At 41.2% G+C, this 15462-nt stretch carries 11 protein-coding genes and 2 pseudogenes; 4 read left to right on the top strand and 9 right to left on the bottom strand.

Going from position 1 to position 15462, the window contains the following annotated elements; translation table 11 throughout:
- Nucleotides 1–25 precede the first annotated feature (25 nt).
- Nucleotides 26–553, bottom strand: coding sequence for a hypothetical protein (locus PL9214_RS22010; protein WP_072720930.1), 528 nt, complete (start codon nucleotides 551–553; stop codon nucleotides 26–28).
- Nucleotides 554–595: 42 nt separating this feature from the next.
- On the bottom strand, nucleotides 596–1000 hold the full coding sequence (locus tag PL9214_RS22005) for an NIL domain-containing protein (RefSeq protein ID WP_072720928.1): 405 nt from the start codon (nucleotides 998–1000) through the stop codon (nucleotides 596–598).
- Between the two features lie 257 nt (nucleotides 1001–1257).
- On the opposite strand from PL9214_RS22005, the gene PL9214_RS22000 reads away from it, so the two are divergent.
- A complete protein-coding gene (locus PL9214_RS22000) occupies nucleotides 1258–1848 on the top strand; it encodes a thioredoxin family protein (protein WP_072720926.1) in 591 nt (196 codons plus the stop codon).
- A gap of 93 nt (nucleotides 1849–1941) precedes the next feature.
- Here the strand turns inward: PL9214_RS22000 and tkt are convergent, their stop codons facing one another.
- Entirely contained in the window at nucleotides 1942–3948 is a 2007-nt protein-coding gene (gene tkt / locus PL9214_RS21995; protein ID WP_072720924.1) for a transketolase, read from the bottom strand.
- A gap of 683 nt (nucleotides 3949–4631) precedes the next feature.
- On the bottom strand, nucleotides 4632–5336 hold the full coding sequence (locus PL9214_RS21990; RefSeq protein WP_072720922.1) for a (2Fe-2S) ferredoxin domain-containing protein: 705 nt from the start codon (nucleotides 5334–5336) through the stop codon (nucleotides 4632–4634).
- A 530-nt stretch (nucleotides 5337–5866) separates the two neighbouring features.
- Here PL9214_RS21990 and PL9214_RS21985 point away from each other — a divergent pair.
- Nucleotides 5867–6079, top strand: a complete 213-nt coding sequence (locus tag PL9214_RS21985) for a hypothetical protein (RefSeq protein WP_072720920.1) — start codon at nucleotides 5867–5869, stop codon at nucleotides 6077–6079.
- A 128-nt stretch (nucleotides 6080–6207) separates the two neighbouring features.
- Here PL9214_RS21985 and PL9214_RS21980 read toward each other — a convergent pair whose 3' ends face one another.
- Both PL9214_RS21980 and PL9214_RS21975 read right to left on the bottom strand, forming a co-directional pair.
- The gene (locus tag PL9214_RS21980; RefSeq protein ID WP_072720918.1) at nucleotides 6208–7440 is read right to left on the bottom strand and encodes a Sll1247 family protein; all 1233 of its coding nucleotides are present in this window, start codon (nucleotides 7438–7440) and stop codon (nucleotides 6208–6210) included.
- A 388-nt stretch (nucleotides 7441–7828) separates the two neighbouring features.
- Nucleotides 7829–11080 carry a WD40 domain-containing protein gene (locus PL9214_RS21975; RefSeq protein ID WP_072720916.1) on the bottom strand — a complete coding sequence of 1084 codons (3252 nt, stop codon included), beginning with the start codon at nucleotides 11078–11080 and terminating at the stop codon, nucleotides 7829–7831.
- A gap of 159 nt (nucleotides 11081–11239) precedes the next feature.
- On the opposite strand from PL9214_RS21975, the pseudogene PL9214_RS21970 reads away from it, so the two are divergent.
- Nucleotides 11240–11455, top strand: a pseudogene (locus tag PL9214_RS21970) (IS701 family transposase); the annotation flags it as partial.
- 473 nt (nucleotides 11456–11928) lie between these two features.
- On the opposite strand, the pseudogene PL9214_RS21965 reads toward PL9214_RS21970, so the two are convergent.
- Nucleotides 11929–13140, bottom strand: a pseudogene (locus tag PL9214_RS21965) (reverse transcriptase domain-containing protein); the annotation flags it as partial.
- A 599-nt stretch (nucleotides 13141–13739) separates the two neighbouring features.
- Nucleotides 13740–14423, bottom strand: coding sequence for an IS4 family transposase (locus PL9214_RS21960; protein WP_072720914.1), 684 nt, complete (start codon nucleotides 14421–14423; stop codon nucleotides 13740–13742).
- A 67-nt stretch (nucleotides 14424–14490) separates the two neighbouring features.
- Here PL9214_RS21960 and PL9214_RS30795 point away from each other — a divergent pair, with 67 nt between their 5' ends.
- On the top strand, nucleotides 14491–14685 hold the full coding sequence (locus PL9214_RS30795; protein WP_072720912.1) for a hypothetical protein: 195 nt from the start codon (nucleotides 14491–14493) through the stop codon (nucleotides 14683–14685).
- A 160-nt stretch (nucleotides 14686–14845) separates the two neighbouring features.
- Here the strand turns inward: PL9214_RS30795 and PL9214_RS21950 are convergent, their stop codons facing one another.
- Entirely contained in the window at nucleotides 14846–15397 is a 552-nt protein-coding gene (locus tag PL9214_RS21950) for a hypothetical protein (protein WP_072720911.1), read from the bottom strand.
- Nucleotides 15398–15462: the final 65 nt, after the last annotated feature.

Below are 15462 nucleotides of genomic sequence, written 5' to 3'. Positions count from 1 at the left end.
AATTAATTTAATCGCTTAACCCTTGTTACTCTTGATGAGGTGGAGTTGGTGCACTATGCGGAATTTCAATACATCCTAAATCAAAGGGGAAACAAAATTTGAATTCTAAATGATCTACAGAAAAATAATAATTTAGAGCCCATCCTAATATTAAGCCGAAGGTAGATAATATTGATAAAATAATAAAAGATTGCCAATTACTAAATCGGGAAGTTTGCAATTCTAAGCGAGCTAATGCTGTGGCTGAAAGCATTAATAAAATATTAATCGAAATTTGTAACCAAGTGATCATAAACACACCCAAGATTGATAAAAAAACAATCATTAAGAATGTTCCTAGATCAGTTCTAATCCATCTTAATACTGTATTTTGGAAAAAGTTAAGCGGAATCGTAAAGAATAAATCTACTGCCCAAATTAAGGCTAAAATTATACCTGAAATTATAAAATATAGATGAGATTCAAATAAAAACCAGCCGAAATGAAGACAAGTTAGGAGGAGTAATCCAAAGGAAAGCCAAGTAATAATTGTCAGTTCTTTTTTTGATTTCATTGAAATATTAAGAGAAAAAAAAGTTTTGTGTTAAATTCCCGTTTAGAGATTCGTTGAAATCGCTTGAACGGGACAGGTTGGAATACATTGTTCACAAACAATACATCGTGAGCGGGTAAACGTCAAATAAAAGGTTTCAGGATTGAGCGTTAAGGCTTCTGTCGGACAGACTCCAGTACATAATCCACAATCAACACAACTCTCTTCATCAATTAAAATCTCTCGTCCTACTAAAGAAACCCCAATATTTTGAGTTTGCATCCATTCAATAGCTGCTTCTAGTTCATCAATATCCCCTGACAATTCTACCACTAATTTTCCCTCTTGATTGGGGGCGACTTGAGCCCGAATAATATTAGCAGCTACATTAAAATCTTTTGCCAATCGATAGGTAATCGGCATTTGAATAGATCGTTTGGGAAAGGTTAAAGTTACTCTTTTTTTCATTATTATAAAATTACGAATTACGAATTACGAATTACGAATTTGGAAGTTATGGCTATTACACTTTCTGAGATTATTTTTAGAGCTAATTTATTTTTATCCTATTTTACTGCAACTTCCAGGGAATCGTTAAAATTTTCAGAAAAATATAGTTAAGCTAAAATAATCAGAAGCCAGGAGTCAGAGTCAGCTGTGAATTCTTTTTTCTTCTGTCTCCTGTGTCATTCCTAGAATAGGTGATCATTTTTTACGTTAGGAACATGAACGAAAATCCATTGCATTCAACAATATCAACTCAACCCTCCGATTTAGCCAAACGCATTAGAAACTTTTTAATTGCCATGGCTGCGATTATTTTGGCTGTCGCCGTTTTCCTGGGGGTACGGATGGATGCGACCTCAACCTCCCTACCTCAACTCGCTGAAGAATCTGTTCCGATGGATGTCGCCTTGAGGAATGGAAAACCCACCTTAATTGAATTTTATGCCAATTGGTGTACCAGTTGCCAAGCAATGGCTCCAGAATTGCATGAAATTAAACAGCAATATGCTGAACAACTGAATTTTGTTATGTTGAATGTGGATAATAGTAAATGGTTGCCTGAACTACTGAAATATCGAGTTGATGGAATTCCTCATTTTGTTTATTTGAATCAAAATGCTGATACCATTGCACAAACTATTGGTGAAATTCCTCGAAATATCCTAGAGGCAAATTTAGATGCTTTAATTGCTGAAAATCCTCTCCCCTATACTCAATCAATAGGTCAAGTTTCTGCCTTTAATTCTCCTCTGACTCCCGATAAACCAAGTACGGTTGATCCCCGTTCTCATGGTGCTCAAGTTCAATAAAAAAAGTGCGGTAGATGACCGCACTCAATAATAAGAAGAGAGGAAACAGGAGACAGTAAGAAGAACTGTTCCTTGTTTCCTTAAACTTTAGACTTAACCTAATAAGGCTTTCGCTTTGTCTAAAACATTCTCAACGGTGAAACCAAATTTCTCCATCAACACGTTACCCGGAGCAGAAGCACCAAAGCGATCAATGCTGATCATGTCGCCTTGATCGCCAATATAGCGTTCCCAACCGAAACGGCTGGCAGCTTCCACCACTAACCGTGTTGTCACGGCTTTAGGTAACACAGATTCTTTGTAAGCGGCATCTTGTTCTTCAAACAGTTCCCAACAAGGCATAGAAACCACCCGAACTTTCTTACCTTCAGCCGTTAATTTTTCGGCGGCTTCCACACACAAAGACACTTCGCTTCCAGTTCCGATCAAAATTAAATCGGGAGTGCCTTCCGAGTCAGACAGAACATAAGCGCCTTTGCTGACCACATCAACGGAACTACCGTTTAAGTTCGGTAACGCTTGACGAGTTAACGCAATCAGGGTGGGACGATTCCGATTTTCAACGGCGACTTTATAAGCACCAGAGGTTTCATTCCCATCCGCCGGACGCATCACCAACAACTCAGGAATAGCCCGCAGGGACGCAATGGTTTCGACGGGTTGGTGGGTGGGGCCATCTTCCCCAAGGGCGATGGAGTCATGGGTCATCACATAGATAACACCGATTTCTGATAAGGCGGATAAACGAATCGCCGCCCGCATATAGTCTGCAAACACTAAGAACGTCGCGCAATAGGGAATTAAACCAGAGTAATGCAGACCAATTCCATTACAAATTGCACCCATTCCGTGTTCACGGACACCGAAACGCAGGTTACGGTTTTGATATTGTCCTTTTTGGAAATTACCAAACCCTTTCATTTCCGTTAAGTTGGAGTGGGTTAAGTCCGCCGAACCTCCAATCAATTCAGGCAGAACGGGGGCTAAGGCATTCAGAACCCCTTCTGAGTATTGACGGGTAGCTTTACCTTTTTCTTGGGGGGTAAAGGTCGGTAGGGCTTTTTCCCAACCTTCGGGGAGTTTTCCACTAATGCGACGTTCAAATTCAGCGGCTTCTTGGGGATATTTGGCTTTGTAGTTTTCCCAAGTTTTGCTCCATTCTCCTTCCAAATTGGCCCCGCGTTCAACGGCTTTGCGGAAATGAGCTAAGGCATCATCGGGAACCACAAAGGGTTCATAGTCCCAACCCAGATTTTTCCGAGTGGCTGCTACTTCATCTCCCCCTAAAGCAGCCCCGTGAACGCCGGCGGTGTTTTGTTTGTTAGGAGACCCGTAGCCAATGGTGGTGGTAATTTTAATGAAAGACGGTTTATCGGTGACTTCCTTCGCTTTGGCAATCGCATCTGCAATGGCATCTAAATCAGTGTTGCCATTTTCAACGTGCTGAACGTGCCAACCATAGGCTTCAAAGCGTTTGCTGACATCTTCAGTAAAGGAAATCTCGGTATTTCCATCAATGGAAATATGGTTATCGTCGTAGAGGGCAATTAATTTACCGAGTCCCAGGTGTCCAGCTAAAGAACAGGCTTCACCCGAAACCCCTTCCATGTTGCAACCATCCCCTAAAATCACATAGGTATAATGGTCTACCAAGTTGGCATCGGGTTTATTGAAGGTCGCAGCGTCATGGGCTTCGGCCATAGCTAACCCAACACCATTGGCAATCCCTTGACCTAATGGGCCAGTGGTGACTTCAACCCCGGCGGTAACAAAGTTTTCTGGGTGGCCAGGAGTCTGAGAATGCCACTGACGAAATTGTTTGATATCGTCTAAGGAAACGCTATCGTATCCCATTAGATACAGTAGGGCATATTGCAACATTGAGCCATGACCGGCTGACAGGACGAAGCGATCGCGGTTATACCATTTAGGATTTTTAGGATTGAACCGCATAAACCGATCCCACAACACAAATGCCATCGGCGCAGCACCCATAGGTAATCCAGGGTGGCCAGATTTTGCCTTTTCTACGGCATCAATGGCAAGGAAGCGAATCGAATTAATGCAAAGTTCTTCAAGTGATTGGGCTGCAACAACCATAATTTATTTTTATCTGTAGACTTTAGTGAGTGTGTGAGTGCCGAAGCATCGAATCTCAACGAGTTCAGATTCTACGCCATAAGTGGCTCTGGAATTCCCCTCAGACTGCATCTCAATCATCTCACCACTTGGGACACGCAAGCAACCCAATTCTTAATTTTCCGTGAAACTTGATTTTATGGCTGATGCACAATTTATTGATTTTGTCAATACCTAAACTCGTGCCTTGCCCTTTTGTCCAAAAAACTCGTGCATCGCAGTAGCCATAAACCTGTTAAATGTTCTCAATCTTGAACGAGTTTAAAGGGTTTTAGCCTCTATTTTTGCCGATAGACACAGTAACCCCTTGGGTGTGCTTTTTTTAGTATACCTCAAACCCATTGGTTTCGTCAAGTAGTTGCAAGCTATTTTCAATAAAAAATCCAATTTTTCTCGAATTCTTTTAAAATTTAAAACAAGTATCTATAATTTATTAGCTTTACTTATAAAACAGCTTCAAATCATTCCGCAAAAAAGGTTTCTGAAAAAATCAGAGGTTAAAACAGAAACCCCTATTTCTTTCAGCTAGGTGTTTGATTTTCTTGTTGTCTTTTCAGTTCTTGTTGCAAAGCGCGCTTTTGTCTAAGAATAAGCAAGATTAACGTTTCTTTGATCTGTTTCCTGAATGATTTTCCTGAATGATTTTAAAAATGTTGCTCAATCAACGCGGGAATTTTTTCCGGTTCAACTTTACTATAACGGGTTTTATCCGGTAACATCACCAGATTAGGGCCAGCTTTACATTTTTTCAAACATCCTGTTTTTTGAATTATTACCTGATCTTCTAATCCCCGTTGAGCTAATTCTTGTTGCAATAGGGTACAAATCGCATCGCCTCCCCGTTTACGACAATCAGATTTTTGACAGATTAAGATTTTGGCAGGTTTAACCGCAGGCTGTTGTACAGGTTCACCGGGAATAACTGAAGGACAAATTTCCGAGGTTTCACAGTCTTTCTGAATTGGAGAATATAAAATATTAGAAGTGTTAGAACTTTGAACACCCAAAGGCGAAGAAAAAACTAAATCCTCAGAGGCAGTTTTTTTGCTTTCATCATAGAATACAGGAGTTAAAGTTGATAGGGGTGGGAAAGCAGGAAGTATCTGTTCAGCTTTTAATTTAATCTTTCCGGTTTTAAAATCTTGTTTTTTCTGACCTTTGACCCGCACCTCCTGACCAGGAGCTAAATTAGAAATTCCCATCATCCGCGCTGCTTTAGACAGTTTAATCAGCAATAATCCTACAGGAGTTTGTAGCGTCATTAATTTAGGTTTATCTTCTTTTATCCACACATTTTTGATCGTTCCTGTTAAGTTAAATTCTGTATAGCTTTTGTTGGATTTACACATGGGTTTACTAAAGGTAATGGGTCAGGAAAATTTCAAACTGTACTTAAGGGAAAACAGCGATAGACAAACTTAAAAAAGGTCACGCCTAGTCAATATTTTTTAATCAAAAAACTTGAGAAATCGCTTATCAATCAGCCAACGGTCTACCCAGTTAATGCCAAAAACTTCACAAATCGCCCTTTGGTCAAGATGAGATGAGTTCATAAGTTTTACTCAAATGAAATCTATTTTCACTAATAGAGACGGGAAGCCTAGGGATAATCCATTGCTTTTACCCATCAACCGATAGTGATCAGCATAACTTAAATGCAAACTATTCTCAATAGGTAGCGCAAAATTTTTTTTATTGAGACTTTCTAGCTATCCGAAGCCTTGGGGGATACTAATATGGGGTTAGAGTTGTTCAGCATGAGTTGAAATACTTAGAAGCTAAAATTATAAAAATTTCTGTTACTTATGATACATTTTACTAAAATTATGTAAAAATTTTAGATAGAGAAATATTGAACAGGAATTAGGAGAATCTAGCCATGACTATGCAAGACAAAGCACGGGAACTCTTGGTTCAAGAGCGTCAACACCAAGAACACGTCCAGGAAACCATGCGAAACCGGGCGGCGGAAGAAGAAAATCTGATTGAACAAACTCACGAACAAGCACGGGAGTTATTAATTCAGGAACGTCTCCATGATGATCATCTTCATGAAGCCATGTTAAGTCGCGCAAGTGAACAGATCAGTTAACTTTATGGGTTATCCCCTTATAATTAAGCGATCGCTATTTTTATGAGCAACAGCGATCGCTTTTAGTGTAAAATCAATAATCATAAAGTGTTGGCTCATAGTCGTAATTGCCAGAATTGAGGCAAAACTTAATTAAATTTTAAACTTCCCCAGTTTAAGCTAAAAGCAATATTAAGATTTTCTAACGCTTCCACCAGCCAAAACACCTTATTTCTGGGAAAAGTAGAATAGTGATTAAATAAAATCGAAAACCGTTTTTCTAAATCCGATTTAACTTTGCGACAAAATAAGACAATTTTTAATAACAACCCGATAGAACGAGTTACTCCAATATTACTGCTTAAATCTAAAAACACAAAGTGATGGGGTTGTTGCGGACTTTCCACAACCAAGAAATTTAATAATTTACGACAGGTTCCCGCTATCAAAGTAGCATTCACTTTTTGACTATCATTGTGGGATAAAGTCGCTTGTAGTTCTCGATACAAACGATTATTAAAATGGTTTTTTCCATACTTAGTATCAACCGTACTACTCAAATATTCATAAAATTCTTCTTTAAACGTGCGATAGGTTCGCGTTTGTTGGCTTTGATTTGTAAAAATGTAGGCTAAATCATTATAAGTATGATAACCATCTACTTTCCCGGTAAAATGTTTAACTGCAAAATTCAACTTTTTGTCTGTTAATAACGTTGGATTTTCCACCGACGGTAAAATTAAGCGTTGTTCGCGGGGAGTGCGTTTAAACGTGAGATATTGAGATAAATCATGCTCCCAGGTTTCTTGAGCTTGCATTCGCATCTCGCGGATTTCTTGACGTTGCTCATCAGGACTATCATCCGTTAAAAAACAGTGATCATATAAATAGGGATAACGACTAATTAAACCTTCTACATTATCGTTTTTTTCTTTTTGGTTTGCTTCAATTTTTTCTTCAAAGACCTTACTTAAACGGCGAAGAGCTTGATACTGTTCCGTTTGGATAAACCGTTTAACTAAAGAACGTAAGCGTTTTGCTGTCCAACAGGAAGGTAAACCCGATGGGGTTTGCTCAAAACTATTAATCAGTTCAGGAATAGCCCATTGATGCCGAGGTTGTTTGCGCCACCGATTAATTAAAATATAACAACTGCGGTTGAGAACATACTGAAATTCTATATTTGCTAAATCCGAATCGACAATCCGACCTAATGCTAAATTAACAGCCAAATCAGGGTATTCTCCTCCTTGGATAAACAAATTAAAGAACCGTTGAATCAGGTGTTGGGGTTGTTCAATTTCGACACAACTTTGTAGATGAGCATAAATGACCTGCTCATCCGATGAATGATAATACTGGCTAAACCCCGAACTATTCACGGTAGAACCCCTCTTTGGTCAGGGATAGGTGGATTGGGTGGGCTACACACTCTGACCTCACATCCAAATTCTCGTTGTTTTCTCCTTAGTGCCTTGTTTCCCCCTGGATCTGGATTTTAAAATGAGTAACATTTTATCGCTTCCGATCGCTTGCTTCTTGAGATACCCTGACTGTGGGGTAGAATATAACATCCTGTTATACCCTACCCGACTTTTCCCTGATAACACCAGACCTTGGGGTGAGACCCGAACTTTAAGGATGACTGAAAATTTGGGGTGGCGTGTAGCTGTGTTTCTAATACTTTGATCTTAGTGATAAATCCACCCCACTCCAATAAAGATTTAGCAAAAATCAGTCGTTAATTGTAAAGATTCGGTAAAGCTGTTCTTATAATATTCGTTCTGGGTTAAGATCCACCGCGCCTAACGCTTTCAATGTAACTTTTTGTGCTGTAGTGATTCCCGTCACACCCGTAATATTCAAACCATTGTAAGGCTTATCAGCGCGTAAGGTTTTCAAACACTCCTGGGTGTGTAAATCCCAAACCTTAATTCCTTGATCATGACTGCCACTGGCTAGAAAATGGCCCTGAGCATCAACATGAACTGACCAGACAGGATGGCTATGGCCTTCTAAATGTTTTACACAGTTTCCCGTCGCAATATCCCATAATCTAATATCATGATCATGACTACCACTGACCCAAATCTGACCTTCAAGAGTCAATAAAATTCCCTGGACTCGTTCAATTTCACCCCGCCAAGTTTGCAGACATTCACCGGTTTCCACAGCCCAACATTTCACCGAACGATCATAACTCCCACTCACTAAAATCGAACCCTTCGAGGCAAAAGTCAGAACATGAACCCGATCATTATGGCCTTCAAGAACCGCCAAACAGTCGCCTGTTTCCACATCCCACAGTCGAATGGTTTGGTCATTACTGCCACTGGCTAAAATTGAAGTTTGAGGACTGAAGGCGACTGAACCCACCCAACGCTGATGTCCTTCTAAGGTTTGTAACAGTTCACCCGTTTGCACATCCCAAAGTTTCACCGTTTGGTCATCACTGGCACTCGCCAATAGCCTACCTTCAGCACTAAACATTACCGCTTGAATGCGATCGCTATGGCCATGCAAGGTTTTCAAACATTCCCCAGTCTGAGTATCCCAGAGTTTCACCGTGCGGTCATAACTGCCACTGGCGATTAAACTTCCATCGGGACTAAATGCGACTGACCATACCCAGTCCTGATGACCTTGTAACTGTTTGAGACAGCGACCCGTCTGTACATCCCAGAGTCGCACCTTATCGTCATCACTACCACTGGCCAAACGTCTGCCATTGGGACTCAGAACAAACGACCACACCTGATGACGATGACCGCGTAAGGTTCTCAACCGTTGTCCCGTCTTCACATCCCATAACTGCACCATGCGATCCACACTCCCCGTCGCTAAGGTTTGGCTATCGGGACTAAAGGCTAAGGAGCAGACTTGACTTTCTAATCCGGGCAAGGTTTTTAAACAAGTTCCCCTTCTCAGATTCCAAAGTTTTACGGTTTGGTCATCGCTGCTACTGGCTAATAATTCTCCATCAGGACTAAATACCACGATCCACACCGAGTCTTGATGACCGTGAAAGGTATGAAAACTGTGACCCGTATTTACATCCCAAAGGCGGACGGCTTCTTCATCGGTACTACTGGCGATCGCATGAATTTTACCCGGAATTGAAGCAGAACGCACAAACGTAACGGCCCAATTCCAAGCGTTATGTCCATAGAAGGTGCGTAAACAATCTCCCGTTTGCAGATTCCAGAGTTTAACGGTTTGATCCTCACTGCAACTCGCCAAGGTATCACCATCGGGACTAAAGGCAATGGTGCGAATGCTGTCGGTGTGATCGGTGAAGTGATGCACACACTGTCCAGAACGGGTATCCCAAACCCTGACGGTCTTGTCATTACTACCACTGGCCAACCAATCCCCATCGGGACTAAAACAAACACAGTTAACGCTTCCTTGATGTTCTCGCCAACGGTTTAAGCATTCTCCCGTTGAGACTTTCCACAGTCGCACACTTTCATCATCACTCCCACTCGCCAGTAAAGTCCCATCGTGATTAAAGGTGACAGACTTAACTCCTCCGACTTGTCCTTGACAAACTAACAGTTGTTGACCGTCTTCCACTGTCCATAAAATAATTTTACCTTCGGCATCTCCAGTAGCTAAAATTCCGTTAGCACCCAAAGCAACGGTGAGGGAATGACCGAGGGTTTTGGCAAACACAGATCGAGATAAATCGGAACCGGAAAAATCAACATTTTGTAAATTAGCATCTTGTAAATACGCTTGCCAAATGGTTAATTGAGAAAAGTCATAATCCGCTAAATCTAAGTCTAAACTATGGCAAAGATTAATAATATTCCCGCCACCATAACCTGAAGAATGACGATGTTGTTTTAACCGTTCAATCAGAACTTTAAACTTTTGGTTCAGTTCTCCTGAAATTCGATAACGGCTTAAGAGTTTTTGAACAATTGGCTGTAAAATTAACCGAGTTTGACTTTCTCGGATATAATCTTTGGCTTGAGATTTAATTAAAGGATATTGATTTAAAATATTAATGGTTTCCGTTTCAATTTCTTGCAGATTTTTTTCAATTAACCGCTCAATCATATATTCCATAACAACCGGTTGCTGGGTAAAGCTGCCAGCACTTTTTTCAATCAACGATCGCCGACTCAAGGATTCTAAGGCTTCAATTAATTCAATCGGAGAAATAATCGATAATAAATCTTTTCTCAAATCAACAACGGTACAGGGTTCTCGATTAATCGCTAACCAGTGCATGGTTTCTAATTCGAGTTCGGAAATTCGTCCTAATTGTTGTTCTAATATATCTCTAACATCGCCAAAAATCGCCGTTCCTTGCTGAATTTGTTCTAAAAATTCACCAACATTTCCCCCAAACAAATCATAAATCGTTGTTGTAACAATTTTTAAGGCGAGGGGATTTCCCGCATAGCGTTCAATTAAGGTTTGCCATTGTTCAAAGGAACCTGCAACGCCTTTAGATTGAATAATTTCTTGACAATTTTCCGGTTCTAATCCTAATAAAGGTAAAGACCGGACTTTCTGGGTTTGACCTTCTAAAGCGGCAATTTCTCTAGGTTTTTCCCGACTGGTGAGCAGGAGACAGCTTTGATGTTGAGTTTCTCCCAGACGTTTAAATAAATCTCCATAATTTTCATAGCCGGGATAATAGCGTCCGACTCGATTTCCGTCTTGTAAAATTGATTCTGTATTATCTAAAATAATTAAACATCGAGAAGTGCGTAAAAAATCGATCAATTGGGAAATTTGCCGATGGGGGTCGGGAGACAAATTCAACTCCGTTTCCTGAGCGAGAAATTGAATTAAATCCATTAAAATTTCCGTTAAAGGCGGTGCATTTCGCAGCGATCGCCAAATCACAAATTCAAACTGGGGATAGATTTTTTGAGCTAACTGTACCGATAAAGAGGTTTTCCCAATTCCTCCCATTCCTAACACCGCAATGAGGCGGCATTCTTCCTGTAAAATCCATTGTTGGAGTTGAGCCAGTTCTTCAATTCTGCCATAAAACTGAGACACATCCGTTGCTTCCCCCCAGTCTACATGGGGAGATATTGACGGTTGACGATGGGTGAGTCTTTCCTCCTCCAGTTGTCTCCCTGTGCCCTTGTCCCCCTCTAACTCCCCTACTCCCCCTGCTTCCCCTGCTCCCCCTGCTCCCCCTGCTCNACAGTTTCAGTGATTGATGAATATTGTCAAGGTTATAAAGACCTATTTCCAGAAGTGAGAAGTTACGAATGTTTTAAATACTTACATCTAGGAATCATCTCACCAATTCCGAGAAAATCTTTACCGGAAATTGCTAAAATAGTAGGAATTAGGTCGCCACAATCACTCCATCATTTTTTAGCCAATTCGCCTTGGTCAGTAAGGGAATTAAAGGAAAGAAGATTAGCTCGAACTCTAAAAGCTGACGGGGTGACAAGAGAGCTAAAAGGTAGACTGCATCAACATCATAGCTCTCTGACCCCTCTGAAAAAAAGGGAGTTTATTGCACTTAGTTCTCATTAGTTGTTGAGCCAAATCTGCCCAAATTTCCATTGCAGCTATCCATAAAAGCCCATATTGTCCTATCCAAAAGTTGCTGTGCCGTTGAACACTCCGTCCTAATTCTTGGAGGCGGTTGATATATTTTTGTTGTCCAAGTTGTTTGATTTTTAAACCTTGTAAGGCTGTTATGGTATAGGCGATTGCTACCAACAAAACAAGACGAGTTAAGCGTTCAACTGATGCTTTAGATCCTTCAAGATTATAACCCCCACTTTTATTAAACTAAGCGATGCTCTCACGAGCATCGCTCGTCTTCAAAACCGTGCGTAAACCTTTCAGCTTACACGGCTCCTCAGTAAATTGGCTCATTGTCATGAGTAGTTAGCCCATCCCCTAATCATCGGGTTTAATCGTTTAATTAGCGCCGCTTGCGGTGCTGACTTATGAGCATCTATCACACTTGCGATTTGGTCTTGATGTATACTCCGCTGAATTTTGCTTGGGGTGATGATGGTCTTAAAACCTAGTAGTTGACCTCTAGCATTTGTCCCAGAATGATGTTTACCAACTGGGTATTGACGGATATTAAAACCGAGAAAATCAAACCCCGGTTTTTCTAGTTCATACGGGTTGAGGGTATGAACAATTTTGGTTTTGCTAGGCTTTAATTCCAAACTCATGCTTTTTAACCATTCAGAGATTACTTCTCTACATCTAGTGACAACGGTTATGTCTTCATGGAGAATCACAAAGTCATCGGCATATCGAATCAAGTCTGGTGTAGCTACTGTATGGGTTTTGCCATTACGGCAGTAGCTCTTTTTCGGAAATAACTCTTTAATTCGATACTCCATCCCGTGAAGGGCAATATTTGCCAGTAGTGGGGAAACAACTCCGCCTTGTGGCACTCCTTCAGATGTAGGAAATAACTGCTTGCTGTCCATCACTCCCGCTTTTAACCAAGCACGAACTTGTCGGCGTAGGGTAGGGAATGTATTCAATTTTCTCAGCAATGCTTCTTGGTTGATGCAATCAAAACACTTGCTGATGTCTGCATCTAATACAAACTTGGCTTTTTGATTGATCGCAGTATAAATTGCTGCTATTGCATCATTGCATGAGCGTCCGGTTCTGAACCCATATGAGTTGGGTTCAAATCGCGCTTCCCATTCTGGCTCTAATGCCAACAAAACAAGCGCTTGCAAGGCGCGGTCTTTCATTGTAGGTATCCCCAAGGGTCGCTTCTCTTCCGTTCCCGGTTTGGGAATCCATACTCTCCGGGTCGGGCTAACCTTGGTATCCAGTTTTAATTCACCTATCAGGCGAAGACGTTGCACCGGGGTCAACGATTTTACGCCATCCACACCAGCCGTCTTCTTTCCTTGGTTATCCTGGGTAACTCTACGAACCGATAATGCTCTTGCTGACCAGGACTTCATCAACGTCTTTTGGAGTCTGCGAACTGCTTTGATATCACCACGTTGAGAGGCTCGGTAAATTCTCTTTTGGAGCTTGTACACTCGACGTTCTAGCTTGTGCCAGGGTATCAAGCGCCATTCCACCGTAGTCTTGAAACTCGTTTTAGACATTTATACTCCTACTGAAGACCATTACCTCCAATTCACCGTGGGTCTGTCTGCATATCTCTAGCATTACCCAGAGCATTCGCTTCTGACCCAATCTCACCTACCCGCAGCTTGCGGTTAGCACCTGCTTAACAATCGACCTTGTTAAGAGCATTGACGGGTGGTTACTTCGTTCCTAGTAGCCATATGTTTGAACCTTTAGAGTGATGCTATCCGCCGGGTTTATGAGAAGTGCTTGTTGGTCGAGACTGCATTCGCCAACTCCCTATTCCTTTGCCTTTTGGCTCCAGCGTCCTAACCTAACACCGCTGGTTGTTCATTACGACGGTTCAATCGCATCTTCGCGCTTTGGCTACTCATGGGTTCTTGCTCGACGGGTATTGATTTAGGTCTACCAATAGAGCCGCCTTTTCACCCCGCTTCAGGTATTGATGGCTAGTCGCATTTCCTGGGGGTGATGCTGTCACCATTGCACCTATGGGAAGGGACTTCTCTGTATAAATTTAAAATGTACTTTGAGTCACCCTCATGGCTACTAAGTTGTCAAGGTACTTTGAGAAACCTTGCGGCTAATCCCCCAAAACCTTTGCGGCTTTTGGTTTCTAGCCAACGAGTCGCACACAATCTTTGAACATCGCTTCAATTCCACTCCTGGCTTTATAGGCAGCTAGAGTTTCTTCCAAATTGCCCAAATTTGTTAAGATGTACCAAGGTTCATCTAGGTTCCTACTTTTATATGTTCGCTTCCAGTAACAAGCGAGTGCTACTTTTCCAAACCCCTTACTTTTAGTGACTTTAACTCCCGTTAAAAATCTTTTCATTCCGGGTGATAAATCTAGGGACTTTAATTGTTGAAAATCTTCGCCTTTTAACTGAATGTAGGTATCTGCTTTTTGACGGAAAGCAAAAGCTACGCCTTCTGCTTGAAGCCATTTGGCGAGTTCTACGCTATGAAATTCGCGGTCTCCAACTACCACATAATCATAACTTTTCAACATTCGGATAACAGGACGCAGTAATGCTTGTTGTTCTGATAAGTTACTACACCCTCGTTTGTCTAAAAAATTCCAATAAATCGGCCAAGCTCTTTTCGCCCAAATCACACTAACGACAAACAAATTATAATCTTTCCATTGGGTTCTATCACAGCTTACAAATAAACGCTTATCTTTACTAAAATGGGTTTTGATCAGGTGTTCAATTATCGGCAACCACAGGGACGCTACACTTAATTGGGGCTTGCTGAAAAAAGGCGAAAAGCCAGAACAGAGGGGAGGAGAAGACAAGAAAAAATGAATCAGGTGCAAGGGAGGGGTGTAAAATAGCCCAAAAACCTTGCAGGAGTCGGGGAAAATGTACCGTAAAGACGAACAACCAAGGACACCAGCAGAAGATTTCAAACTGCCGTTTGAGGGAAAGCTGTCGGAAGAGAATCGCTGGGTCATCATGGCAAAAGTGATACCCTGGGAAGAATTTGAAGCAGAATATGAAGAACCAACTTCTTTCCTCAAAAAAAAACTGATTTACCCTTCTAACTTCATTCGCTAGTTCATCATTCGTTTCCTTTTCTGTTACTTTTTCAGCAAGCCCTAATTAGAATTAGTAAAAAATTCGATGCCCATCTGCGAAATATGGGCTATAAGACGATCTCAGATGGCAATTTCTGAATTTTTTGAGTTAGAGACTGTTTTTTTCCCTTTTTCAGGCTTTATATGCCGAACTGCGCCTTCAATGCTTTGTTATCAGTGGAACTGAACCATTCAGGTGTTGCCAGATCTGCTGTTTGTAAATTCGGGATATATAACTGAAAAGCATCAGGCCACCCTCCTAACGCTTCAGGATAATACACACCGTCGTATAGCGTCTGATAAATTGGGTTTTTGGATACAGGCTGTGGCGCGTAGCGACCCCAAAAAGCTTCTTTATCGTTCAGAAGCTTTGTTTCCATATAGTAAGTCAAGCTATTCCACTCAATGGTCACTGCTGATCTGTCTCGAACATAAGCCAAAAATATTTGACTTTTTGCAATAGAATCTTTTAATACACCTTTTACTCCCCGTGTATCATCCTTGAATGGGTCATAATTAGACCACCAAGGAGTAATTGGGGGTGTAAAACGATGAATATTTGGATTTCTTGACGGCTTATAACCAGTAAGCTTCCATAATTTCATCCCTTTGGGGAGGATTACTAATGTCGCTTTTTGGTCTAGGAAGGCTTGTTTCACATGATCCGGCTGTTGATTCCATTGGAGTGGCATTTAAGACCTCATGTTTTTGATTCAATCGAGCTAATTTTGTGTGTTCTGTTACACTTTAAAGACGA

This window comes from Planktothrix tepida PCC 9214 (assembly GCF_900009145.1).
Classification (GTDB): Bacteria; Cyanobacteriota; Cyanobacteriia; order Cyanobacteriales; family Microcoleaceae; genus Planktothrix; species Planktothrix tepida.
Note: the sequence above shows the minus strand (reverse complement) of the source record. Positions and strands in the feature narration are given on the sequence as shown.